The sequence below is a fragment of the Chryseobacterium sp. FR048 genome (assembly GCF_056844665.1).
This window is the reverse complement of the sequence record NZ_JBXDSE010000004.1, coordinates 1-25,759: the sequence shown is the minus strand read 5'-3', so window position 1 is coordinate 25,759 and position 25,759 is coordinate 1. Positions and strand designations below refer to the sequence as shown.

Sequence of the window (25,759 nt, the reverse complement as noted above, 5' to 3'; positions counted from 1 at the left end):
AATCATTCTTATGGCACCATCCGAAACAGAGATAATATTCAGCAATGAAAACTCAGGAAACCCTGCACTCTATATCAGTAATCAGACAGGCCAACGCTGGTCTGCTTTATTGCTACCTGATAGCTCTTCTTATGCTGATCCTACCATTAGCCTGCAGGTGGCAACACAGCAACAGGTCTATTTCCTGTTTGCCAAAACAGCTCCCGCCGATGCAAAGACCTTTATCAACAGCTACCGCCCTTACCTTCTTACATTTCGGCAAAGCACTGCTGTCTACCTCACGGTAGCATGGCTAAGCAGTCCGGACCAGGCACCCTCCGATAAGAACACAACCCTCATCAACTTTGCAAAATTTAGCAGCAGTGCATCCTTTGTGGTAGGACAAACATTTAATGTAACGATCGGCAGCAAATTCGCAACTCTCACCATCCAGAACAATACCGTGCTGAAACTTCAGCCCACTGAAAATCCCAATGCCCTACAACTTGTCTGGAAATCTGATAGCCCTAATATGAGCTTTGCCAACAAAAAATTAGGGACCAACTCTATTTTCAGAAGCGATATTACGATTCCTTTTAATGGCCCGGGTATGGGCTCCTTTCGTTTTTTACTGGGACTCAATATGGCTCTCGATTTTAAAGGATATGGATTACAGAACAACTATTACTATATTGATGGCCAAAACACTAACAACGAAAACCTTACTTACTTTGCCTATCCTATACTGAAAGTGGGCAACAGCAATAATTTTCTCCTTACTCAAACTGAAATAGACCTACTCGATGTGGGCAATAGAGACGGGCTCAATACCTATTTCGCCATTACCGGCCAGATTTACGATGCAAATACCGGAAAAACAAAAGCAGCCAGCCTGCCCAGTCATTACGCCATCAACACCGGGTACCCTCTTACCCTATGGCCTGCAGTGAATATGGTAGATTCCGGAGCTCCGGTCAATAATTTATTTCCTACAGAACATAGTGCACGCTTTGTCATATCCCCACAGGATGCTGCAGGCACCCTGCCCTATTATCTGGCACCCGAAGGGGATTTTTATCTTGACCCCGGTGCATCACAGGCTGCCTTTGCCGATGAAAACGGACAATACAGCTTACTTCCGGGCCTCTCCGGTACAGAAGTGATTACCTTTACACCTTATAAAAATAATGCTGGTACCATCACCGGCGACACTATACGCTTTACCCCAAAACAGGCAGCCTTTGCAGCTAATTTTCCCGGCCAGAAAGTATCTCTGGCAGATCCCGGAACTGATAAACCCGTACTCGACAGCACTTACCTTACAGTATGGGCAAATATCGTCGCCGCTGCACCTGGAAACGTACAATATTCCTCTCAGCCTCAGGGAGCTTCTTTATTCGCTAAAGATCATGGGGTAGCCTCACCCGCCAATAATATCACCGGATTTCTCGGTTTTTACGAGCCTTCTGTAGATATGCCGCAAACCAACAGCTTTTCAGTTCCTATAACCCCTTATCTCGGTGTCAGCATTGTACCACCACCTAGTACAGACAATATAGGTATATTTGAATCCAAAGTGCTCAGTGCTGAAAGAAAAGCATTGATAACAGCTGCCTTTACCCAACCTAATGCAAGTAAAAGTAAAGCCCAGAGAACCCTGTCCAAAGCTGGAGATGCAGCCTTTACCGCCTCCAGCACTCCGCAAGGTCTGGTGGCCAATGTAAACAGCAATGGGAACTGGGATTTGCTGAACCTGGCTCAAAATACGGTAAACAATGGCCATCCGGAATATCTCAATCCCAAAGGACAAGCACCTGCAAACCCTCCACAATATCAGCTCAGTTTCATCAACCTGATGCCGCAAATGCAAAGCGCTTTCCTCACCAATCAGCAATTTTTGGTGGTAACCAATAACCAATATCTGGGCGATTTATTTTCCATGATGAAAACACCCGGCGGCGGTTTCAGCAGCCAACCTGTATTCAACAATAAAATGTCCATTGAAGACTGGCCGTTTGACCTGAATGTGGGAGCTAACAATACGTACGCTGACTACAATAATGTTTTAATCTTTAAGTTTTGTAAAGGCACTATCATCGACCGAATCAAGAATCCTAAAGAATGGACACAGGCCAATGCTTTTAATATTGATAAAAATAATACAGATCCTGGCGCCGCCTACAATCAGTTGGTTGCCGTATCATCCTGGATACAGGACTATCTGCAGGAAGCAGAAGACGCCTACAATCTTGCAAAAGCCTATCCTGCTTCAGGGCAGCTGGAATATTATCAGAAATTCCACACCATCATCAATGATCCCAACTGGAATGGTATTCTGGCCCTGAAAGCCACTATCGACCTGAAGGAATTTCCGCAGCAGTTAAAAGGATTGATCAGTGGGATCAACCTCAAGAATTTCTATGCCCATCACTTCGGCATAGAAGTCAACCGGGTAGATGCCAGCGGTATTATAACCATGGACCCTGTCAGTTCGCTATTTGGACTGATCAACTATGTAGATCCCGCTTATGCCCAACAGATAGCACAGGGACTGAACCCCAATAAACCTGTACAGCCCACCGCAGGAGCAACTTATGATTTTAAAGTATTGTTTCTCCAGGTATTGTTTGAAAATACAGCGATCAAAGACTTTGCCAGTAAGCTGCAGTTGACAATGAACAACCTGTTCTCCGACAAAGTTACCGGAACCAACAACCCTTATGGTTCGGCAAATCTGAATACGGTAGTCCTGAACGGAACTTATCAGGATCATAATGGCACACCGGTATATGTATTTGATAATAAAGACGATAATCTTTTCTTCTTTGACAGCAATCTGCTGACCAATGTGGAGATTACCAAGATACAGTTCAATACCTTGACTACCGATCCTGCCGCACTTGATATACAATCCCGGTTTACCATGTGGGGTTACCTCAATTTTGGTACAATGATCGCTCCGGCAGTCAATGAAGGGGATACCGCTTATCCGCTGGATGCTTTTTCTTTTGGGATCGCATCGAATAATAATGACATACGGCAAAAAGGTCTCAATTATAGCAACCTGTATGTAAACATGGCATTTAACCTCGATACGCCAACAGTTACTACTTTTGGTTTCGATGCTTCACAGATTGCATTCAATTCATCACAAAGTAATGCCAGATCTGGCAGTCTTTATCCCAATTTCGCTCTGCAGATCAATAAACTACTGAGTGGCAATGACAAGTCTGCACCATCAGACCAGGGCTATTTAAAGCTTGCCTTACCCGGAATCAATGCTACAGGACTTTCTGGCAATTGGTATGGATTGCAGATGACACTCAATATGGGATCGCCCGGAGAACTGGCCAGCAGTGCAGGTTTCAATGCCAGTCTGCTCATCGCCTGGAGTCCTGGTTCCAAAATCGTTGATCCCGGCTATAATGCCTTTGTGGGGATCAAGCTGCCCGGCACCGCAAGCAATGCTAAACTGCTGAGCATACAGGGAGTCCTGAAGCTCACTATAGATAAGCTCAGTCTGCAATATGTAGTAGATCAGCAATCTTACCTGCTTACTTTATCTAATATTGCCCTGAAATTATTGGGAATATTGAAACTACCGCCAGGTGGCAATACCAATTTTCTGTTGTTTGGTAACCCCAATCCCGGAGCCACAGCTAAAAGTCTGGGCTGGTATGCCGCTTATAACAAAAATGTATAACCATTGCTGAAAGCATAACAAAACGCATCTCTCATGGCTCGCATCTTATACTGGAATATACAGCAGTTTGGACTCAACAAAATAAATGAACCTGGCAAAAAGAGGACCTTGGACAACGTCCGTATGCCTACCTTTAAGTCAGTGTACAGAAAAGAGGTCATCAAAACTACACTCGCTCAAAATACACCTGATATTTTTGTGGTGGTAGAAACATCTACGGGGGCCGGAGCTCCCGGTACGCTGATAACCGGCGGCGGCAGAGAGGGCAGCCTCTTCCTGCTGGAGCAATTAAGAAGCTGGTTTCCCGCACCCAATGATTGGCGGCTTGTTCCTTCACTAAGGTTAGGACAAGGAAGTGTACAGGAAGGTATTTCCTTATTTTATAATCACTATCGTGTACAGTTCACAGGTCCTTGGGGCTGGCAAGGTGGGGCTAATCCTTCTAATCCGGTAGCGAGTATCGGACTGATGAATCTGGCCAATTATGCATATCCCTGGAATAATACCTTGCCACCAGGTAATACTCCTGGCGGAAATAATTTGATCAACCCGAACGTTCCTTACCGTAAACTGGCAGGCCAGTGGCTGTTTCATGGACCTCCAATTGGCGGTGCAGCCCCTGTACTGGGTTTTCCCAATGCGTTTAACAGAACTCCATTTTTAACCACATTCTGGGACCCTGTAGTCGGAAAAACCATCAAATTACTGGCTTTTCATGCTTCACCCAAAAAGCAGCAGGCTGCAGATGGCACCAATCAGCTTTCCCATATTCTGGAAATGACAACAAACCTCGCCGCCAATGAAGTCGGGGTAATAGTTGGGGATTTTAATGTAGATCTATTTAATACCCATTTTGAACCGATTGCCTACAACAATCTGCTGGGAGCTGCAGGATATACCCGTCAGATCAACCCGACCGCCAATGCATGGCCCAATAAAGGCTATGTATGTACTATGCTGAAATCGCACAAAAATGCAAAACCATGGAATACAAGCGGATACCCTGGCTATGACATCGTGATTCAGAATACTTTCTCAAGTATAGATAATGTGTTGACCCGATATGGAGGGGGAACAGCAGTTGGCCCCGCAACCAATATTACGATTGTAAACAGAGTAACCGGTACCCCATACAACTTAGATAATCCTCAGATAGCGGGAGTTCCGTCCGGCAGTCTGGCCTACAATTCGGCCATGGCTTTAAACGCTTTGGGTCTGCCGTCTGCATTACCGCTTCCACCACAGCCGAATCCACCGAACGGACATGGCGGTTTTCCTCCAGGCAGTATAGGAGCTCTTACCACCTTTGCAGGTTGGAACAATTACCGAAGGATCAAAAGCACCAGTGACCATATGGGGTTAATTGTAGATGTTTAACCGAATAGCATTTTATTATCATGAGCTTATCCAAATTAGCTGCTACGTTCAGGAGCCAGGCAGCGGCCAATAATAACAATATCACCATTAATGCAGCTTCTTTTACAGATTCTGATCTGATCTCTCCTGCCGGATTGAACGATCTGCTATCCAAAAGTTATAAGCTGCCTGCTGATTCGTATCTGTTGATCAATATTTCAGGAACTTCCATTCCTGAACCTGTGGGGAATACATTAACGATCTCTAAGGCAACCGCTGCGATACTTGGTGTAGAAAAGACCAATACTTCTGTCACGTTGACCGTTACAGCAAATAATGAGGATGAGGTTCAATTTACCATACAGATCAATCTCTCCAACTGGGTATTTGCAACCAGCTGGCCCTACATGACCGGCGGTGTGTTTGACAACCTTCCTTATACTTCCCCTTCTTTTGTTTTCAGCACCCAGGAAGTAACTGCTTTCAAATGGCAGCAAAAAAATATAACCTTAACAAAAGGACAGAACTTTGCAGCTCTTATTACACTAACCCAATGGCTTCAGCCCGTTGTTGATTTTTTTACTTCCTGGACAACCTCTACAAAACTGGCTCTTGTGGGAAGTATCGATCCCTCTCAGGTTAACAACGAAGACATTGTTTATCCGGAACTGGATCTTTTTGTGAATATTGATGCCACCCTTATATCACTGGGCTTCCTGAAAGTCAGCAACCCTGGCATTGGATTTCAGATCAAAACAGAAGAAGAAACAGTAGATCCCGATGATGACGAAGATTCATTGTACCTGAAGGAAGAAGCAGATGGTGACCTTATGATCATAGCAGCAGAAACGGAAAAAGTACAGACCCCCATTCTCTACTTCCGGTTATTACTGGCTGCAGGTGATGCTATTGTATTAAATTTCAGCGCTGCCGTTGAATCAGGATCTTCTTTCTTTACCCTGAATGTAGCAAGTGATCCTCAGAAGCCGCTCACCCCACTCAATCTGTTTGGACTGATGGCCGGACAGAACTGGTTTCAGAATATTCCCCCTACTTTACAGCAATACCTGAACAGTATTGCATTTAAAGGATTTAATACCTGCCTGGATTTCAGCAATGGGCTGAGCATTACCAGTGTATCAGCATACGTCGGATCAAATGGTGCATGGACACTCTTTGATAATTTTGTCATTGAACAGTTCAATGTAAACTGGGTCATTATTGGCCCGGGTACTACCAATTCTCAAAGTTTATATTTCAGTGCCAGGGTCAATTTCTTCCCTACCCTTTTTGTGGGTGGTTTTGATGTAGAAATCACTTCTGATCTGGTCCTTTCCGCAGCCTTTACCGGATCTGTCACGTTCAACAATTTATTATCCACAATTACTGGAGGGGCTATTACCATTCCGGAAAGTCTGCTTTTGGTTGAGTTTACCGCTTTTGGGATCAATATGGACATCAACAGCAAGTACTATGAGTTTTATGCGAATGCCAACATCGATCTCAATTTTATCACGAATGTTTCGGTAACTGACGGTACTTTGCGCCTTACCTCTTCTTCTCCTACAAGCGGAACAGGTCCAAGCCTTTTTACAGCACAGGTATCAGGGTTATTTGCTATTGGCCAGCTACAGCTTAATACGGATGTAAATTACAGTTCATCAGACGGATGGGACTTAAGTCTGGCAATGCCTGAAGGCAGTAGTTTAAATCTGGGTGAACTTCTCCAGCAATTGTTCCAGACTATCAGTCTTCCCACCAGCTTCCTCCCTGACAGTTTAAATATTACACAGTTTTCACTGAATGCTACGATACCCAGTGGAAAAGGGGAAAGCAGCTATGAAGTAAAAGGAGGCTTGCAATGGATATTCACCTTCCCTATTATCGATCAGAAAATCAACATCATTGCCAATCTCTGGTTGAAATATGAAGCAGCAAGCAATGATTCAGTCACTGGAAAATACTCCGGCGGCGTTTTAGGTATTGTAACATTAGAATATTTCAATGCCACTGTTGGCATCAGCTATAATTTCTCCGAAAATAATCAGCAGCTCGCCATTACCTGGGAAGGTTTTACCGCGATGTATGATGTAAGCGGACAAAGCAGGGTGATTGTTTTCTCCATCAAGAACTGGACACTGGGCGGTTTGATTACATCCTTCATGAAAATGCTGTTCAACCCGACCTTTGAGCTTGATGCTCCATGGGATATACTCAACAAAATAAGTCTGGACGGCTTCTCTGTTACTTACAACCTGGATACTAAAGACATTAAAGTTACCTATAAACTGCCTAAAACGCTTAATCTGGTATTCATCAATATCAACGGCATCAACCTTACCAAAACGCAGAAAGGGGTATTCATTACCTTCGACGGGAACTCTGTTGTACCTTCTATCAACGACAGCAACCTGTTCAAACCAGCCAGTGGCGGACAGGATATTCAGAAAATGCCGGAGGTTCCGGGACAAGGAACCCAATATTTCGATCTGCGTCTGCTGGCAATGGGTCAACATGTAGAACTGGCCAATCCAGCCCAATACAATTCGATCAAAGAAGTTACCAAAGCCATGCAGGAAGCTTTTATCGAACCTAAACCTGGCACTGTGCCTATAGGACCAGGTTCAGGTAATGCCCTGCTGAAATTCAACGAAGACAGCAACTGGCTTATCGCTACCAATTTTGGTATCCTGAATGCAGGCACCAAAGAGAAACCGGTATGGACTCTCGATATGCAGGTGGTATTTAATGATCCGAATCTCTACGGTCTGCGTATTGCTATGGCAGGCGGCAAAGCCAAGATATTTGAAGGTCTCGATTTTGAGATCATGTATAAAAAGATCTCGGACTCTATCGGAGTCTATCAGATAGACCTGACCCTGCCTAATGTATTGCGCTACCTGCAGTTTGGAGCTGTCAATATCACCTTGCCTTCTATTGGGATCGAAATCTACACCAATGGAGATTTTATGGTAGACATCGGTTTCCCTTATAATATGGATTTCTCACGCTCATTCACTGTACAGGCTATTGTTCCTCCGGGCATACCTGCTATGGGCTCAGGGGGTATCTATTTCGGTAAACTGAGCAGTGCTACCACCAATAAAGTTCCCAAAACCAATTATGGAAACTTCAATCCGGTGATTGTATTTGGCATCGGTTTGCAGGTAGGGGTAGGCTATAGTGTAAACTACGGTATACTCAGCGCCGGGTTCAGCATTACCATGTTCGGGATTATTGAAGGGGTGATTGCCGCTTATTATCCTTATATCGGCACATTACAGGAAAGCAATAAAGAGCAGGTAGAAACTTCCTATTATTACTACCTTCAAGGCACCATTGGAATTATTGGTAAATTATATGGTTCAATAGACTTCGGAATTATCTCCGCCAGTGTCAATATTACTGTTATGGTATATGCACAGGCCATTTTTGAAGCCTATAAGAAAATCCCATTGGCAATTGTAGCTTCAGTGGACGTCAGAGTTTCTGCTAAACTGAATCTGGGCTTCTTCTCCATTACCATCCATTTTACCTTTACTGCCAAAATCCGCTTTGATCTTACCATTGGTACAGACCAAACAGCTAAAGCACCTTGGAACAACAATCTTGGAGCCCCTCACACTGCGGCCCGCCTATCCACACCTGCGGCTAAAGTACGTATTGCTCCTGCCCGTAAAGCGACACCGCTTGATGGCGCCAAACCTGTTTCTTTCGCTGCAATAGATACATTTGAAACAGCAGGAGAAACGGTGAATGACCTGATGGTAATACGCCGTTCACCCAATCTCTCTATAAACTACAGCTCGATACTGAAGGCAACTTCTTCGGACGACTTGCCTGCATTGAATCTGTATTTTGTACCTCATTTAACTGTTGCAGGACCTGAAAACAGCAACCTGAATGATCAGACCGCCCAATATGTGGCCACCCTGTTCATCGATGCACCTGATCCATCTGGTAATGGTAATGGAACGACCACCTCTTTTGAATATTTATGCTCTGATTTCTTCCGTTGGCTGATTCTTAATTATATTGATCATACTCCATCACAATCGGGTCGTGAAGAAGTAGATACGGAGGGAATTTCAAAAGCGGATTTTGATGCATTAATCAACTTCCTGTCCAACGAAAACACTCCTTTTCCTATCCCAACCGATAATCTGCTCAGCTTCCTGCAAAACAGCTTCAAAGCAGTAAATATACAGTTACTCCAAGACAACCTGGCTTCAGCAGCGATCTTCCCTATGTTTTTTGATCTCGAACTGAAGGTGCCTGATATAGCGCTGGACATCCAGTTCAATCGTTATAATATGGCCACACAGGAGTATTTGGCCGCGGTGAAAAAATGGTTCAACGAGCTGGCCGTACAGGTACAGCAGGAAACAGCATCTGCAAACAAACTGGCAATGGCGTTCGATACGCAGCAATGGAGTATGTCTACTTTTGTTTTTGAAGATTATTTTGTGCTTCTGGGTAAACAATTGGCAGGCTATGCCTCCGATGCTATGGATAATTTCACCTATCGTCTCAGCAATGGCAACAGTTTATCATCCATGGTCAACTGGGCCAATGGCATTACTGTAGACGGAACAGGCAACAAGGTCAATGTACAGGACATCGCAACGGCTAACCGGACTCATCCATTGACTGGCAATACCCCGGTAGTGATTACAGGGATATTATATGATATTGTGGAAAGCGATACTTTCACTTTTGTTGCTGCTATATACGCTATTACAGCAACCATGCTGATCACTGAGAACGCAGAAGTTCCGGGATTGCTGGTACCACAAACCATTACTTATAAAGGTAATTCTTATCATGTACAGGCTACTGATACCATCAATGCAATAGCTACCGGATTAAAAACGACGGTAAGTGACCTCGCTGCTGACACCAACTTCCAGAATACGGCAGTCCTTACGGCAGGCAGCTGGCTGATCATTGGTGCAGCCATCTATACTGCTAAGAATGAGGATACCTTCAAGAGTATCGGTACTGATGTGTATAAGAATCTCAACGTAAGTGCTCTACTGATGCAAAATCAGATAACACCAGACTTATTCATTGCAGGTAACAGCTTCGAGTACAATAACACTAAATACACCATTGTACCAGGCGACACACTTACCAGCATGGCAAAAGCTATTTCAATATTAACAGATACCACAGTTTCCCCTCAGAATCTCGCAGATAATGCGCAGGTACAGGGGCAACAGGTTCAACCGCTGGGTCAGGTACTGATACAACCATTTATCCATACTACCGCTACCTTCACTGATGTAGCTCAGGCTGACACGCTGGATTCTTTAGCACAACAATACAATACTACAGCTGCCCTGCTGGCAACCAACTATGCCAACCAGCAACAAAACAATTTCTTCTACAATGGAGAAAAATATACGAATGCTAATATCCCTGGGTTACAATACCTTACCGTAGGCAGCATTCTGGAATATTTTAGCGATAATAATTCTTATGGACAGTTATCAGGTATGGTATCACGTTACCAGTTACATGGTATGCGCCTTCCTACTACTCTGCCAGGTCTTACACTTTCAGCAGATTCCGGTTGTTCCGGTACCAATTGTGCCCTATATGCACTTACAGGACAGGAATTTGCTCTGCCAGCAACAATACCTTCTGATTTTTCTATACAGCTTATCAATAATTCCTTAAACTGGCTGCAGTTCAACGGAAAAACGATGCAGGAAGAAGGCGGTAATATACTCGATATAAAACTAGCTTCTGAAGATCTTAACCAGATCGACCGCTTACTTACCTATGCACAGAAAACAGGTATAAAACCTGATGTACTGGAACTCACCCCTATGCAGCCTTTCAATCTTCAGCCGGTACAATACACCTTCCAGACTACTACGCAATGGCAGACCTCCGGAGTTCCGCAGCTGCCTTATGGATCATCGGAAGACACGGGTAATGCCTCACTGCTTATCTGGCAGTTCCCTTCAGGTCTGCTCAATCAACTGGCACTGCCCAAAGAGCAAGGTTCAGCATTCAGCATCCAGATAGGGCAATACGATGCCGCTAAGGGCGTGATGGATTACAGACCATCTTCTTCCTACGGATGGAGTACCATGGTCGATATAGAAATAAAACTTCTCGATACCGATTCTACGGCTCCGGTAAACGCTTACAGCTATGAGCTCCTGGGTGCAGGTGAAGCAGGTGCTACCATTCTGCAAAGATTATTACTGGCACTCGATCCGAAATCTACAGGCAATAACAGGGATAAGATAGTCGATATACAATGGCTGTATGAAGGTTCGGACGGATTGTTGTCTGTGGGAATGGAACATATGAAAACATTCATCGTACAGGCCAACCTCTCTACCGAAACCAATCCTGATACCTCCGCTCTGAAAATGTTAGTAAAAGAAACTGCAGCATCAGCACCTACTACGGGTGTACTGAACAGTATCTATGATTTCATCCGTTTACTATGGGAGTGCAGTATTACCCGTTCCGGAGGCTATTATCTCATGTATAACGAAACTGAAAGTAATACAGGTTTCCCTTCCAGTGTATTCGGAAAAGGAGATACAGCCAATGTACGCTTGCTGGTTACATACAGCAGCCAGTATGACAATAAACCTACCGATTATATGACCTGTGCGGTAACAGGTGATAAAATTGATGCTACTTCCTGTGTAGTATATGCACAAAGTGAAATGCAGAAAGGCCTTTCATATACTGTGAGCACACCGGATAAAACTATCGATACCATTACTGCCCGCTTCAATATATTGCCTGCTGAATTGGTAGAACTGAATAAAAAACTGTCTCTCAATACCAAAGCCGACATCAATGATCCTGTGAAGTACCCGATACCTGTTATCAGCTTTAATGGACTTGTATGTGAAGTGGGAACCAATGGCCCTGGTAATACTCTGGCATCTATTGCAGCCTATTATGATGTGGATGCAGCAGCCATTCAGCAACTCAACCCGAATATCGGTGACTGGAACAATCTTCCTATCTGGCAACTTGTAATATTACCAACGGTGCAATATACGATCAGTACCAATGGTAAAGCAGGTCTTACATTTGAAACCATTGCTGCCTATTATTTTATAGATATGGCAGCCATAGCCTGGGCTGCAAGAGATGTGGTAAACATTTTTGCGAACCCAACTACCCTTATTATCAATGATCAGATCCTGCACAAAGTAGCGGCCATACAGCAAGGTACTGCCGGCTTTGACCTCAACCGAACAAATCCCAACCCTGATCCTGACAAACAGCCTAAAGTAACAGATCCTGATTATGCGGAAGTCTACCTCAACAATATGTACAACCTACTCAGCTATAATATCGTAGAAAACGATTGGTTTACGAAAAGTGTTGTAGGTTTACCTGCTGGACCAGCCAAACCGCAGACACAGGATGATGTATTAGGAAAAACAGACAACAGTAACAATCAGGATGATCTGATCTGGTATTATAATCAGGTTGTACCAATTTCTAAATTTGCCAGACAGAATCCGTCCATGAACTATCCTGAGGGCTATCCACAGGAAACAGATAATCCTTATCGTGGTATAGGGCATATGGTACAGGTCCATTTTGACTGGGTAGATTATTATGGTAATATAACCGTTACTCCGTTCAGCGATCCACAGCTGGATGCTGATACTCCGATAAATAATCCTCCAATACAGATAGGATATATAGATGAACTGAAAGGATTGGGTAAATGGCCAAGTGTTGAACTGAGCTATTTGTTTGACCTGGGTACCAACATGCAGCCGGAACTCAAGCTGGAATTCAACTTCAATATTCAGCGCTATAATGAGCTGCCTGATGTACCGCCAGATCAACAGCAAGACTGGAAACAGAATGCTGCCAATGATTTGCTTACTTATACCAATATCTATTACCAGCTGACTCAGCTTAATCCGGCAGATGGTAAGAATACACTGACTGTTATGCTCAGTACCTCTCTTACTCCTGATAAAGCCGTCGACCTGTCTGGTGATCAGTTTGATCAGTTGCTGCACTTTGTAAAAGATATTTATATTTATCTATCAGCACGCAGCCAAGGTAATCAGGGAACTGCTCCGGTAATGGCCCCACTCACCCATCCGATTGATGTAGCAGATATAGATACCCGTTCTATATTACAACTGACTGTAAATCTTGATTTTTACAGAGATTTGCAGTATGTGAATACTGATTTTAAAGACAGTGCTCTGGTGACCCGCGCTCTTACACAGGTGAAGCCTAAAACAATGTCTACAACAGAATCCGGGAATGATCCACAATATAGTCTGAATGAATTTGCTGCGTTGTTTGAAGCCGCTTTCTTAAGCTCTGGTAACTATGAGCTGAAGATTGCCATTGGTACCAATTCAGCAACGGCAGGTGGTTCTAATAACCAGGCTGTATTTGTAGTACGTATGGGCCTAAAATCCGGTCAGGGTATTTACTGGCAGGTAAACCAGGCGGGAACTTATCAGCTGACTGCTGATTCTATTGCACAACTTACAGCAAACGGTGTTCCAGCCGATGTTACCACAGCTCTCAATAGTTTGACAGGTAGTCTGTATGACAGCAGAGACCTATTCGACACTGCCTTGCAGCAACAGTTGACAGCAGCGCAGTTTACCCAATATCGCATCAGTATTTATACTTATAGTTTGCTCAATGCTGTATTCTATGCACCTAAACCATTGGCTACAAGTCTTGTTTCCAAAAGTGATGTCCCTGTATGCAGCTATGTGACAGGTCAGGGTCTGGATTGCAGCAAAGGGGAAGTGAAGACTTTCACCGGTATCGATATGGATACCTGGGGCGCACAATCTCTCAATGCCATCGATGTATTCCTAAGTGCAGACTATGCAATACCTGCTTTCCTTGTAGACCAGTTGAAATCAGATGAAGAAAAAATATGGCTGACAGCAGAGGGCATTGATGCTACTTCCTTTCTTCAAGCGATCACCAATGCCAAGACCACTCTGGCTGGAGTAATCTCCTCTGAAGTAGAGCCTATACTCACAGCGCCTTATGTTTCACCTGTTTTGGGAGAAAACACCAGTCTTGGCAATGCTAAAGAAAAATTTAAACAACAATTACTCAACCAATTAGGCAACGCCTACACTGTAAATGCTCTGGTACAGTTTGAAGTAACTGCAGAATCTGACTTTGTAGCATCCGGCAACTATAAAACCCCGCCTCGCCTGTATGGTACCCCGGTAATCAATAACCAAGCGGATGGAAGTGCAAAAGAATACAGCATCTCCACCTCCAAAATACAGCTGAATGAAAAAGGAGCAACCGATACGGATTCCTTCCTTACCTTCAGCTTTACCACCAAAAATGCAAAAGAATTTACTAGCGTAGATCTGGACATGACCTATGTAGTCACTCATGTGGAATGCGACATCAGTGAGGTAACAGGCATCAACGGTTACAAAGGGTCTAACTGGCTGACTTTCATCATCCCAGCCGACGTCAGCAGCAATAGCAAAAAAAATCTTAAGACTGCATCTGTTGCCGCATCGTTACAGCAAAGTTTGGGTAATGTAGAGATCCCGGTTGTTCTGCGCAACTATCCTACTCCACCTACACTGACCACTCAGACCGGCAAAGGGGTATCTGTAGAAGGTGATACTACTAAAACACGTCTGGCCAAAGCATCTGAATGGAACTTTACTTATTCTTATACTGAAGACCAGGCAGCACAGGACAAGATATTCTCTGATATTGAGTTTAACATGATTCCCAATCCTTCTGCAAGCAGGCTGGCCGCACCTTCCCGTGATCTATTCAGTGATCTGGCCCAGTTTGTCACTGTATGGCCACAGGTATTAGATGATTTCAACCGTTATCTGAAGCTTATCACAGCTAAGTCAGACAGCAACGATCCTAATCTTGCCAATGCTTATTCTGCCTTACAGACCATGGTAGTTTTGACCAATAATCTGGCCATTGCCTGGAGCCAGTTCAATAGCCTGTTATTCGGCAATCCTTATGGTAATGCTACTTACCGTGCTTATGACTTCATTATCCGGCAGACCGATGACATTGATTTCAATAACCGTCTGATGGTAAGCATTGTACCTGCTTTGGATATGCCTGCTGATGACCTGTTGTTGTACCGGGGCACTAAGGATGTAATGGCAGTAGAGCTTCCACAAACACCTTATGTAACCATTGATCAGTATACAAAAGTGAATGCCACAGACAAGAATGGAAATCCTATTCCTAATTCGTATTGGTATCAGGCAGCTGACAAGACTTATCTGTCATGGGAAGATTCTTTCAATATCCCATCCCGCACCGTCAACGTAGATGCCCTGAATGTATTAGAATTCCAATATGCATGGGCTGGGCTGTCCGTTATCCGTAATGAAGATCTTGTGCCTTACAATCCAACGGTTGGTGATTTTATCTACCGTACCCCATTGGTAAGGTTCTCCAATAAGCTGATCCCGCTCCTCAGCAATGATAATACTTTTGACATTGCCCGAATTAACAATGATGCAGGTCTCAATCTGCCTTTAGCACAGCAGCTGGCTAATTTCTTCAATGCTTTCTTTACCGACGATAAACTGAAAGAGCAATTGATGAAACTCAGCGTATCATGGAACTATCCACTGCTGGCTGTATCAGACGATATAATGCCTGCCATAGAATTACCGGTACTGCTGGCTGCCCCTTTTACATTCGAGATTCCTGCCGATTATCAGATACCTGCAGGAGGATGCCAGCCTGCCTTTAGCGATTCTGATCCGTTTGTCTGCCGTCTGGCCAATACCCTTAAAACATGGTATAAACAACATAACCCTGTCAGTAAGGATGCCTGGTTCCAGATCGACATAGCCGTTTTCTCCTCCCTCAGTGAAAGCAAACTGCCATTGATAGAGCTTCAGGATGTGGTATTGTACTATAAGAACATTACAGATATGAATGCATAATAATAGATAATGCTCAATATTTAAGGAGACCTTATTGAATAGAGGTCTCCTTTTTTTATGCAAAAATTTCCGGATATTATGATTTCAAAATGTAAATCTGATCTTATGAACTTCTCAGCTCGCCGATTTCCTGTACCAGTTTTGGGTACATCTTCTGTAGGTCAGCACCTCCTTTAGGTTCACGGTTCATCTTCCGGTTCATACTGTCATAATGATTGTCCGGGTACAATTCATCAACGGCATCTCTTATTTCTGATTCATCGGTATTCTCATAATTTTCGGAATAGGCTTCGTCCGAAACATACAAAAGTTCCTCTGCCCAGCAATCGCCGATATTGAAGCTGTATTTTCCGCTTACAAATGACTGAATATCTTTTGTAATGTCTTCAAAGAACTCTTTACCTTTCAGCAAAAGCCAGCATCTGAAATAAATGAATCCATCATCAGAAAGATAATCATTGAAAACATAGTTTCCGTTTTCAGCTTTGAATTCACATTCAAGAATAATGGAAAGTTCAGCAATTTCTGCGGTATACAGCTCGCTCAGTTTCTCCTGAAGGGTCTTTTCAAAAAGAATGAGCCTTTCTTTTCCGAATTTGGAGAGATGAATCGTTAGGTTTTCGAGATGCTCATCTATATCGTATTCGCTCCAGTGGGCTTTTTTGAATCTATTGGATTTTTCGATGGCCTCCCAGAAATAAATTTCTGCTTTTTCATTCCCGGAAAGCTCTTTTTTCTGAGGAATTTCAGCATTTTCTGACATTTCGGAATATCCTTTTTTTATCTTTTGGCTGATGAGCTTCTCAGACTCTTTTATGCATGTAGCTTCATCGGCAAATTCTTTGATGGCTTCACGGCCTTTTGTTCCGATCTTCCCGAATACTATTTTTTGTGTGGTTCCTGAATAGTCTATATTCCAAAATTTATCTGCAAGTTCGTTTTGATTAATAAAATTTCTTTTCATAAAGTCTGTAAAATGTGATGTTCTCTTCCGAGCCAATTAAGCTACAAAAAATAAAGGATTTGCCCGTACTTTACACGTTTTTATCTCCTCGATTTTTTTATTTCCTTGAAATGCATACAGCCAGGTAGCCTCCAAATATCAGAAGCAGCCTGGTTGTATGAATGATTTAAAGCCTTAACGTTTTAATTAAATTATTTTTCCTTCTTCATGCGATGTTTCCTCTACAATCGGCCTTTTCCTGAAAAAGAAGAGCAGTGAACTGAAAAATACCAGATAAGCAATATTGAATATGGCTCCTCCCACCCATCCTGAATAAGGAAGTGGTAAAAGGCCTTTCACAGGAATGATCAGTAAGGTCAGAACGAAAGGTGTGAGCAAGGCCACCCACCTTGGGAGCAGGGTTTTATTTAAAATAATACAGACCGCAAATGAAATCCAGCCGATCGCCAACACTCCAATTGCGGCACCCCAGGCTATGTTCAGCATTTTCATAAATTCTCTTCCTGTTTCTAAAAGGTAAGGATGTGAGACAGGATCTGTGTGATAGACTGCTTTATAGATTTCTCCTACGTAAAAGAATCCGGCATGACCTAAAGGAGAGAGCACTGCCCCAGCCAGCAAGATCCAGTAGACGGAAATGGCATACCATTTTTGGGTATCTTTAAAAAAACGGTATACCAACCAGGTTGCAGGAAGCAGCAATGGCCCCGTGAGTGCCCCTATCAAAGCACCGAACATCAGTCCCGGAGTAGATCCTTCCAGCATTAAAGTGGCAAATTCTACATTGACCTGATCTGCATACGTTTTTGAAAACAACGGATAATCTGCTGGGTTCGGATCGAATCCGGCGACAAAAATATCACCAATGATCCAACATATAGACACTGCTATTGCGGCAGCAAAAGACCAGTTTATTTTACTTGAATATTTCATATTTCACCCTCGTTTATTTTGTTTCTAATTCTGCATTCTCTTCATGTCTTGCCATCGCCGACTTATCTTCAGCAACTCCGGATTTCCAATAGGAATACGCATATAATTCTTCCTGTTTCCACTGTTTTTCTTTACGGAGGTAATTTCGGATCTCTTTAACGGAAGAGAATTCTGCGGCTACATATCCTGATCGTGATTTTTCCGGCAGTACCTGTTGTCTGACAACTTCTGCCAGGCGGCTGCCTTTTTGAGGGTTTTCATTATGAATCCAGATGAATCTTATATCTGCCAGAGTTTGTAGTTCCTGTTCATCAATTTTACTATCCACTTCAAGGATGCAGATGCCTTTTGCTGATGGGGGTAAATCTTCCAGAATTGAAGCAATTACCGGAATTCCCGTTGCATCGGCAACTAAAAAGTAATGATCAGCTTTAGCATATAATTCTGTTTTGCCGTCTTTCATTAGAATGCCCAGCAAATCTCCTTTTTTTGCATTGAGTGCCCATGCGGAAGCAGGTCCTTCGTCTCCATGTGCCACAAAATCGATCCAGATCTCATTTTTGGTAAGGTCAATTCCCCGGTGAGTATAGGTTCTTACAATAGGACGAATATCTTCCGGCTGAGGTTTCCACTGCATCTTTTCATAATCAAACTCGGGAAAATAAATTTTGTCAACTCCTTTGGGCGGAACGAGAATTTTATTGTTGACTCCTACCGTCGTATTAGCAATTAACGGAACTTTTTCACCGGTAAAAAAGATTCTGATATAATGCGGGGTAATGTATTCTTTTCTGGTCACTGTAAATTCCCCTTCTATGGTCTTAAAATTTTTCATAATGTATCCTTTTCTGTTAGTTCTTGTTTTGCTTTGTATAATTAAATCGAATTCACTATTAAGAACCATTCTAAATAATTATTATATTTGTGCAAAAGTAACAGGTAAAGCAACGCATGCAGGTACGCAAGAGGGAATAAAAAGTCCGCAAAAGGGAGAATACTCACTAAAGAAAGCAACAATGACATTACGACTCTACGATAAAAAGATGGGAAGGACGATCGTCGAAAGAGACTATCCTCATGTCTATTTTTTGAATGATGGCGGGATCAAAGAGAGTACAACCTATCTGAAACCTCCTTTTGGAAATGGATTTTATCATGAAATCTGTTTTGAGAATATTCATATTGGTTTCGGAAATATTGCTTTAGAAAACAGCCTATCACTTTATTTTGAAGCTGACATTGAAAGTGTCGAGATGCATTTTACATTAAAGGGGAAAAGTTCGGCGGTATCTGAGAATTTCGGTGATAAGGTAAGCTTTGAGAGCCATCAGCACAATATTATTTATGCCCACCAGATGTGCGGACAAATGGAATTTGACGGACCTGGCATGCAGATTCTGGAAATCAACCTGGCTCCTGATTTTTTTAAGAGATTTCTTCCTGAAGATTCTGAACTTTTCAATGTTTTCAGAAATGCTATTGACAAACGGCATTCTTCTCTCATCAATCCAGATCACAGCAGGATCAGCCTGGAGATGTACCAGATTCTCAGCGATATTATAAATTGTGATAGAAAAGGGACCTTTAAAAGGATTTATCTCGAGGCGAAAGTAGCTGAACTTCTTCTGTTACAGCTTGAACAGCTCGTCAAAGAAACGTCTTCAACCTCATCACTTCTCAGAAAAGATGAAGAGAAAATATATGCTGTTCGGGATTTTATCGTCAATAACCTCAACCAAAACTGCTCACTGATCGATCTGGCGCATCAGGTAGGTACCAATGAATTTACTTTAAAAAAGGGCTTTAAAGAGCTTTTCGGAACTACAGTTTTCAATTTCTGGAGCGATACCAAGATGGAACAGGCAAAGAAAATGCTTCTTGAAGGAGATTTAAATATCAATGAAATATCTGAACTCGTCGGCTATAAAAATCCGAGACATTTCTCAGCAGCATTCAAGAGGAAATATCATATCATTCCAAGTCAGCTTAAAAAGATGAATGGAGTAAGTCATTAATCCAGACAACAACTCTATTTCAGAGGAATATTTTTTCAAAAAAACACCAATTTAACTAAGAATCAACCTCTTATCAATCTATTACAAAATCTTTTAAAATAATTATATTTACAAAAAAATAACCTGGATTCAAAGGCTAAACAAAAAGAATAATGCATGGATAAAATGGATTTATTAAATATCATAACGATCATTTCGTTGTTCATTTCAACTTTCCTTGTATTCTTTTTACTTACCTTGAAAACGGAACATAAAATAAGCAATCGTCTTTTTGCCACTTTTCTCATTCTCACCGCAATAGATGCCGCTACTCCATTATTGAATTCAAATTCTGACGGCCCCTCAAATCTGGGAATGCTGAGAAATACTCTTGCTTTTCTACAAATTCCCGTGTTCTATCTGTATGTACTCTCTGTTTGCTATTCTGATTTTAAACTCAGGCCAAAATATTTCCTCCATCTGCTTCCGTTTTTAGTTGTGAATGCTATTTTACTGCCTCGTTTTTATAGCGTAGATCTGGCATCTAAGATTGATTTTCTCACCAATCGACAGAATATGATAGAGTTGCAGATCACTCATATTCTTTTCCATATTCAGGTCATTGCATATTTTGTGGCGATATTTCTGCTGCTGAGAAAAGCGAAAAATATATACCTGGAAAATAATGCCGGAACTCATCTCAATTCCTATCATTGGTTGTTTCAGTTTACAGTGGTACTGACTGTTTTATATACGATTGCTTTTGTAAAGAATATTTTCAAATTTTCTGATTATCCATACATCTCTGAATGGATAAAAATCGGGGGGCTGGTATTTTACCTGTTCATTGTCTGCTGGTATTTGTACAAAGCATTGAATCATCCTGAACTTTTTAGAAATATTGATTCAACATTAAAGCTTGTTTCCACGATTATTTCTGAGGAAAAAAACACTAATGATGAAGTTTCAGATGAAAATAAGTACCATGAAGAGCTCTTAAAGCTGAAGAAGTTTATGATGGAAGAAAAACCTTTTCTTAATCCTTCTTTAACCATACAGGATATTGCTAAAGAAGTGGAAATTCCGGTCCGGGATTTATCTGTTCTTATCAACCATCAATTGGGGCAGCACTTTTATGATTTTGTGAATATTTATCGGATCGAATATGCTAAGGATATTCTGAAGGATTCTACAAAAAATAAGGTGACCATTCTTGAAATTCTGTATGAGGTAGGCTTTAATTCAAAATCTTCTTTTAATACTGCATTTAAAAAACATACAGGAAACACACCAACCGAATATCGCAACTCACTACAAAGCAAAACATTGTAAACGGATTTAAATTTGTATTTTTATGACAAAATAAAAATCGCTGTATCAGCATAACCTGACCGTGGTAAAAAACTAATTCCTAAGACCAACAAAACATCGAACATGCCCCATTAAAAACAACTGGCCTTCATTTTCACATTCCTATTACTTCTGACCAATCATTCTTTTGCCCAGTCAAAGAAAATACATCAGATTGATTCACTCATGAAAAGATCAGGTGAAAGCGGAGATTTTAATGGTAATGTTTTGGTTGTACAAAAGAATATCATCCTCTACAATGCTTCGTTTGGCTTTGCAGATGCTGCAAAAACGGAAAAACTAACGGCTGATTACCGTTTTAATATAGGTTCTATCACTAAAGAATTCAGCGCTGTTGCTTTGGCCCAATTGCAGGAACAGGGTAAGTTGAAATTCGAAGATAAAGTTTCCCGGTATATCCCGGAGCTTCCTCAATGGGCCCATGAGGTAAAAATAAAAGACCTGTTACAGTACACCAGTGGTATTCCTAATGTAAACTGGAAAAAAATCAAAAATGATAAAGACCTTTTTGAAGGATTACAACTTGTGGATTCGCTTGATTTCAAACCTGGCACTCATTATGATTACAACAACAATAATATCTTCCTGCGCCAGTTTATTGTTGAAAGGCTGACCGGAATGCCATTTAAAATGTATGCAGAAAAATACATTTTTAAGCCCTGTAAAATGACTTCTTCTGTGATGACTCCTTTTGAGAATGAAAAAAATATAGCCAAAGGATTCAATAAAGATTTAATAGCAGACAAAGCTGATTTACCCATAACGGGCGGAACTTATCTTACTGCTCGTGATTTGTTGAAATGGTCAGACTGCCTGCACGCTAATAAAGTAATTAATGCCAATTTATTATTTGAGTTAGGCCAACAATTCGATCTTCCAGAAACCCAATCTTCGCTGGGATTGGCAAAATTTAAAAACAAAAAATTAACCGAACATATACACGACGGAAGAGCCGGAAGCTATGAAGCCCTTCTTGTTTCTGATCTGAATAAAAACCTGACCATTATTCTGCTGGGAAATAACTATCACGGAAAATTATTTGAAATTTCAGATGCCATTCAAAACATTTTGAAAGATAAAATGTGGGTGAGCTCACTCAGCCATAATCCGGTTTTGAAATGACCACTGGCGTACAGACTGACATTGGTCACCATGATCAGTATTTTCAAAGGACTCATATTCTTGTTGTTTTGTATCACAAAGTTCGGAAGAAAGGGATCATATGATGTAGCTTAATCAAGGAAAGTTGTAACAGAATCTCTGAATATCTTTGATGTCTTCTTTAAGTCAGAAGTCACAAAAGTTATTAAACACTTAAGTCTTTTAAGTTTACACTATTTTCGTATAAGAAGTTCACTTAAGTTTTTGAAAATTGCTGAGTTTCTATATTGCATAGTATGGAACATTCAATCATTAAATGAAATAAATAAACAGGGTCATTCCGTAGAAAATCAATTAAACGAAGCTCTGAATTCCAGAGGTGAGAAAGAAGTGCGGTTCTTAAACAGACGGTGGAAAGATTGTGGATGTTCAAAGCCCAGCTGGTAAGCAATTTCAGAGACTGACATTTCGGTAGTAGACAGTAGCTCTTTTGCCTTTTCGATCAGCCTGTTCTGAATATGCTGCTGAGTTGTCTGCCCCGTCTGAATCCGAAGCATATCGCTCAGATAATTGGCACTCAGGTTCAGCTGTTCTGCAACAAAATGAACGGTAGGAATACCACTGAGGACCAGCTGATCATTTTTAAAATAATCATCAAGCAGGTTTTCCAGCCTTGAAAGCAGATCATTATTCACTTTTTTTCTGGTTAAAAACTGGCGGTTATAAAAGCGATCGCTGTATTTCAGTAAAAGATCAAGGTTCGAAATCAAAAGATCCTGAGTGAAAGAATCCATATTGGCATCTATCTCCTGTTCTATATTGTCTATAATATCCATCACAGACTTTTCTTCTTTTTCGGAAAGATGAAGGGCTTCGTTGGTGGCATAAGAGAAAAAACCATAGTCTTTAACCTTCGAAGCTAAAGGATACCCATGCAGAAAATCAGGATGTACAACCAAAACAAAACCTTTTACGCCGTTCAGAAGTATATCTTCAAACTGCAGCACCTGATGGGGAGCGGTAAAGTACATAATGCCTTCATCAAAATCATAGTACTGCTGCCCATATTTGCATTTTCCTCCGGCACAGTCTTTTTTGAGTGCTACTACATAAAAATCGGTTATTAACGTACTGAGAATCGTGTCCTGCTGTAGTTTTACATCATCAAAATTAAATACGCTGATCAACGGATTGGAAGGCTTTTTCAATCCTAAAAACTGATGCAGTACGCTGATTGACGAAACTTTCTCTGGCGTTTTCATATGATTTTCTGAATTATATATTTTGAACACATTCTAAGATACAGTTTTTATTGTTTTCCTGAAAGCTGTTCATTTTTGATCTGGCTAATTCCCTGCTTATAAGTCGTTACCTGAAACTCAGGAAATCGGTTTCTGAACTTCGAATCATCGAATATATTATCATGCTCATATCTTGGAAGCAGTTCCAGAAGTTCTTTTAGTTTTTTGTTGAATAAAGCACCCAATTTAAAAACAAATTTGGGAACAGCAGAATAGTTCAGATCCCTGTCGTAAACACCAGAGGCTGTTCTGATAAATTCCCGGTAGGTTGGATGGCTTTTGTCTACCGGCAGGTGCCAGGTCTGTCCGTAAGCATCCGGCGTATTTCCAATGAGTGCAGTGGCCCGGCTGGCATCAGGAGTCCAGATTAAGCTTCTTTTTTTATCAGTTCTCAATGGTACTTTCAGCTTTTTATCTTCTTTGATATTGTTAAAAACCAATGTATTGGTAATGCTCTGTGTTTTTCCGGGACCATAGAATTCAGGAGCGCGGCAGATAACGGCTTCCAATGCTCCGGACTGTATTTCCTTCAGGACCATTTCTGCCATTTCTTTTCGGACTTTTCCTTTTCTGCCTACCGGAGCAAATGGAGTATTTTCAGTCAAAACCCGGTCGTCCTGAGGATACATATAGGTATTATCAAAGAAGACAAGCTTTGTTCCATTGATCTTACAGGCATCTATCACATTTCGAAGGATAAGAGGAAACTGTTCTTCCCAGAGATCAGAACTCATTGGAAGACCTAATGTAAAATAGGCAATTTCACTCCCCTTTACAGCTTCAATAGCTTTCTCACGAATAGAAAGATCTGCTGAAAAGACTTCATCTGTATCATTTACTTTTTTTGCTGCTCTGCTGACAATGCGAATATCTGAGGTAAAGTTTCTTTTTAATTCTCTTGCCAACTCTTCACCAATCTGCCCATTGGCTCCTAATATCGTTTGCATATCATTTTATTTTAATTATTGACAGGGCAAAGTTCAGAAGAATACGGATCATCTGAGTAGCTCAATTAAGGGAAGTTGTAACAGAATCTCTGTTTAGGAAAAAAGATGGGTTCCTGGCTTTTATTCCAAAGGGTATAACTTCTATTGAAATCACCTGCAACAAGTGCAAATACGTGTTTTTCAAAACGGGTATTCTCCTTCTTCTCCTGCTTTCACGCCATCATTATCTTTGTGGTATCAAAAGCTTTTTGACAGTGAAGATCTGCAATCACTAAAAAAACGAGGCGAAAACCGAAAAGCCATATGAGTAGGAAATTAACCATTTAACAAAATAACAATCATGAATCATTACACCATTAAATCTATCGGAGGAGACGGAGGTTCTCTCTTTGACATGTCTACCGTTCAATCCATCGGGCTTCATGCCGGGAAATATGTAGACCAGATCATCATCAATGGTACCTCTCATGGCGGAGGTGGTGGTGACAACGACGGAACTCTAATTCTGGAAGATGATGAGTACATTGACAGAATTGACTACAGAGCCGGAAAATACATCGATTATATTAAATTCACGACCAACAAAAACCGCAGTATTTCAGGAGGTGGAAGAGGTGGTGACGAAAGTACAATTGACGGAAAGTTAATTGCCATTACCGGTCAAAGCGGAAAATATGTGGACCGCTTAAATTTTCTTATCGAAACCAACTGATCTGATCCGGAAGAAAATTAATTGCCACGAATGCACGAATAAAATATTTGTTTATTCTAAGACCTATGCAAATTTATCTTGTTAAATTGACAAAAGGTTCGTCTCTTTTTACAACAACGAACGTTCTATAGACGAGTTTACAGCATATCACATTGATAGTAGAATTATGTGTTTTTCATTCTCTTTTATTCGTGCATTCTAAGGCAACTTCAAATTTATTCGTGTATTCTAAGACATATGCAAATTATATCTTGTTAAATTAACAAAAAGTTCATTTCTTTTTACCACGGCGAAGATTCTATAGACTAGTTTACAGCATACCGCGTCCGTAGCAATATTCAGCGGTATACAATTTTATCGAAGATAAAATCCTTGCGTCTTCCAACACTTTGTATGTAAAAGAACTTGCGCCTTTGTGATTTCCAACCTTTCATACTTTCCGCACAGAACCCTGG

12 protein-coding genes are annotated in these 25,759 nt (G+C 41.5%); 7 read left to right on the top strand and 5 right to left on the bottom strand.

The genetic code is table 11. The features are described 5' to 3' along the window. Positions 1-10 precede the first annotated feature (10 nt). Genes AC106K_RS12640 through AC106K_RS12630 form a run of 3 tightly spaced genes read left to right on the top strand, consistent with a single transcriptional unit; the run spans position 11 to position 15,981 of the window. Positions 11-3,682, top strand: coding sequence for a hypothetical protein (locus tag AC106K_RS12640; protein WP_482445764.1), 3,672 nt, complete (start codon positions 11-13; stop codon positions 3,680-3,682). Positions 3,683-3,715: 33 nt separating this feature from the next. Continuing rightward, on the top strand, positions 3,716-5,059 hold the full coding sequence (locus tag AC106K_RS12635) for an exonuclease/endonuclease/phosphatase family protein (RefSeq protein WP_482445762.1): 1,344 nt from the start codon (positions 3,716-3,718) through the stop codon (positions 5,057-5,059). A 20-nt stretch (positions 5,060-5,079) separates the two neighbouring features. After that, positions 5,080-15,981, top strand: a complete 10,902-nt coding sequence (locus AC106K_RS12630) for a LysM peptidoglycan-binding domain-containing protein (protein WP_482445760.1) — start codon at positions 5,080-5,082, stop codon at positions 15,979-15,981. A gap of 103 nt (positions 15,982-16,084) precedes the next feature. On the opposite strand, the gene AC106K_RS12625 is transcribed toward AC106K_RS12630, so the two are convergent. The 3 genes from AC106K_RS12625 to AC106K_RS12615 form a co-directional block, all read right to left on the bottom strand. Continuing rightward, on the bottom strand, positions 16,085-16,945 hold the full coding sequence (locus AC106K_RS12625; RefSeq protein ID WP_482445759.1) for a DUF4240 domain-containing protein: 861 nt from the start codon (positions 16,943-16,945) through the stop codon (positions 16,085-16,087). Between the two features lie 186 nt (positions 16,946-17,131). After that, entirely contained in the window at positions 17,132-17,878 is a 747-nt protein-coding gene (locus AC106K_RS12620; RefSeq protein ID WP_482445757.1) for a DUF6796 family protein, read from the bottom strand. 13 nt (positions 17,879-17,891) lie between these two features. Beyond that, positions 17,892-18,713: a siderophore-interacting protein gene (locus AC106K_RS12615; RefSeq protein WP_482445755.1), complete on the bottom strand. Its 822-nt coding sequence runs from the start codon at positions 18,711-18,713 to the stop codon at positions 17,892-17,894. 181 nt (positions 18,714-18,894) lie between these two features. Here AC106K_RS12615 and AC106K_RS12610 point away from each other — a divergent pair, with 181 nt between their 5' ends. The 3 genes from AC106K_RS12610 to AC106K_RS12600 all read left to right on the top strand — a co-directional run bounded on the left by AC106K_RS12610 (position 18,895) and on the right by AC106K_RS12600 (position 22,365). Next, positions 18,895-19,893, top strand: a complete 999-nt coding sequence (locus tag AC106K_RS12610) for a helix-turn-helix transcriptional regulator (RefSeq protein ID WP_482445753.1) — start codon at positions 18,895-18,897, stop codon at positions 19,891-19,893. A gap of 165 nt (positions 19,894-20,058) precedes the next feature. After that, positions 20,059-21,204, top strand: a complete 1,146-nt coding sequence (locus AC106K_RS12605; protein WP_482445751.1) for a helix-turn-helix domain-containing protein — start codon at positions 20,059-20,061, stop codon at positions 21,202-21,204. A 204-nt stretch (positions 21,205-21,408) separates the two neighbouring features. Further along, entirely contained in the window at positions 21,409-22,365 is a 957-nt protein-coding gene (locus AC106K_RS12600) for a serine hydrolase domain-containing protein (protein WP_482445749.1), read from the top strand. 329 nt (positions 22,366-22,694) lie between these two features. Here AC106K_RS12600 and AC106K_RS12595 read toward each other — a convergent pair whose 3' ends face one another. Together AC106K_RS12595 and AC106K_RS12590 are read right to left on the bottom strand one after the other, a co-directional pair. Beyond that, a complete protein-coding gene (locus AC106K_RS12595; RefSeq protein ID WP_482445747.1) occupies positions 22,695-23,606 on the bottom strand; it encodes a helix-turn-helix domain-containing protein in 912 nt (303 codons plus the stop codon). A gap of 47 nt (positions 23,607-23,653) precedes the next feature. Further along, positions 23,654-24,592 (bottom strand): NAD-dependent epimerase/dehydratase family protein, encoded by a 939-nt coding sequence (locus tag AC106K_RS12590; protein ID WP_482445745.1) that lies wholly within the window; start codon positions 24,590-24,592, stop codon positions 23,654-23,656. A gap of 340 nt (positions 24,593-24,932) precedes the next feature. Between AC106K_RS12590 and AC106K_RS12585 the strand changes: the two genes are divergently transcribed. Continuing rightward, positions 24,933-25,304 carry a jacalin-like lectin gene (locus AC106K_RS12585; protein WP_482445743.1) on the top strand — a complete coding sequence of 124 codons (372 nt, stop codon included), beginning with the start codon at positions 24,933-24,935 and terminating at the stop codon, positions 25,302-25,304. Positions 25,305-25,759 lie beyond the last annotated feature (455 nt).

What these genes read in the sequence shown, in the direction of transcription:
- AC106K_RS12640 (WP_482445764.1), top strand. Translation starts at nt 11, where the DNA reads ATGGCACCATCCGAAACAGAGATAATATTCAGCAATGAAAACTCAGGA.
- AC106K_RS12620 (WP_482445757.1), bottom strand. Translation starts at nt 17,878, where the DNA reads ATGAAATATTCAAGTAAAATAAACTGGTCTTTTGCTGCCGCAATAGCA.
- AC106K_RS12615 (WP_482445755.1), bottom strand. Translation starts at nt 18,713, where the DNA reads ATGAAAAATTTTAAGACCATAGAAGGGGAATTTACAGTGACCAGAAAA.
- AC106K_RS12595 (WP_482445747.1), bottom strand. Translation starts at nt 23,606, where the DNA reads ATGAAAACGCCAGAGAAAGTTTCGTCAATCAGCGTACTGCATCAGTTT.
- AC106K_RS12600 (WP_482445749.1), top strand. Translation starts at nt 21,409, where the DNA reads ATGAAAAGATCAGGTGAAAGCGGAGATTTTAATGGTAATGTTTTGGTT.
- AC106K_RS12630 (WP_482445760.1), top strand. Translation starts at nt 5,080, where the DNA reads ATGAGCTTATCCAAATTAGCTGCTACGTTCAGGAGCCAGGCAGCGGCC.
- AC106K_RS12585 (WP_482445743.1), top strand. Translation starts at nt 24,933, where the DNA reads ATGAATCATTACACCATTAAATCTATCGGAGGAGACGGAGGTTCTCTC.
- AC106K_RS12635 (WP_482445762.1), top strand. Translation starts at nt 3,716, where the DNA reads ATGGCTCGCATCTTATACTGGAATATACAGCAGTTTGGACTCAACAAA.
- AC106K_RS12625 (WP_482445759.1), bottom strand. Translation starts at nt 16,945, where the DNA reads ATGAAAAGAAATTTTATTAATCAAAACGAACTTGCAGATAAATTTTGG.
- AC106K_RS12590 (WP_482445745.1), bottom strand. Translation starts at nt 24,592, where the DNA reads ATGCAAACGATATTAGGAGCCAATGGGCAGATTGGTGAAGAGTTGGCA.
- AC106K_RS12610 (WP_482445753.1), top strand. Translation starts at nt 18,895, where the DNA reads ATGACATTACGACTCTACGATAAAAAGATGGGAAGGACGATCGTCGAA.
- AC106K_RS12605 (WP_482445751.1), top strand. Translation starts at nt 20,059, where the DNA reads ATGGATTTATTAAATATCATAACGATCATTTCGTTGTTCATTTCAACT.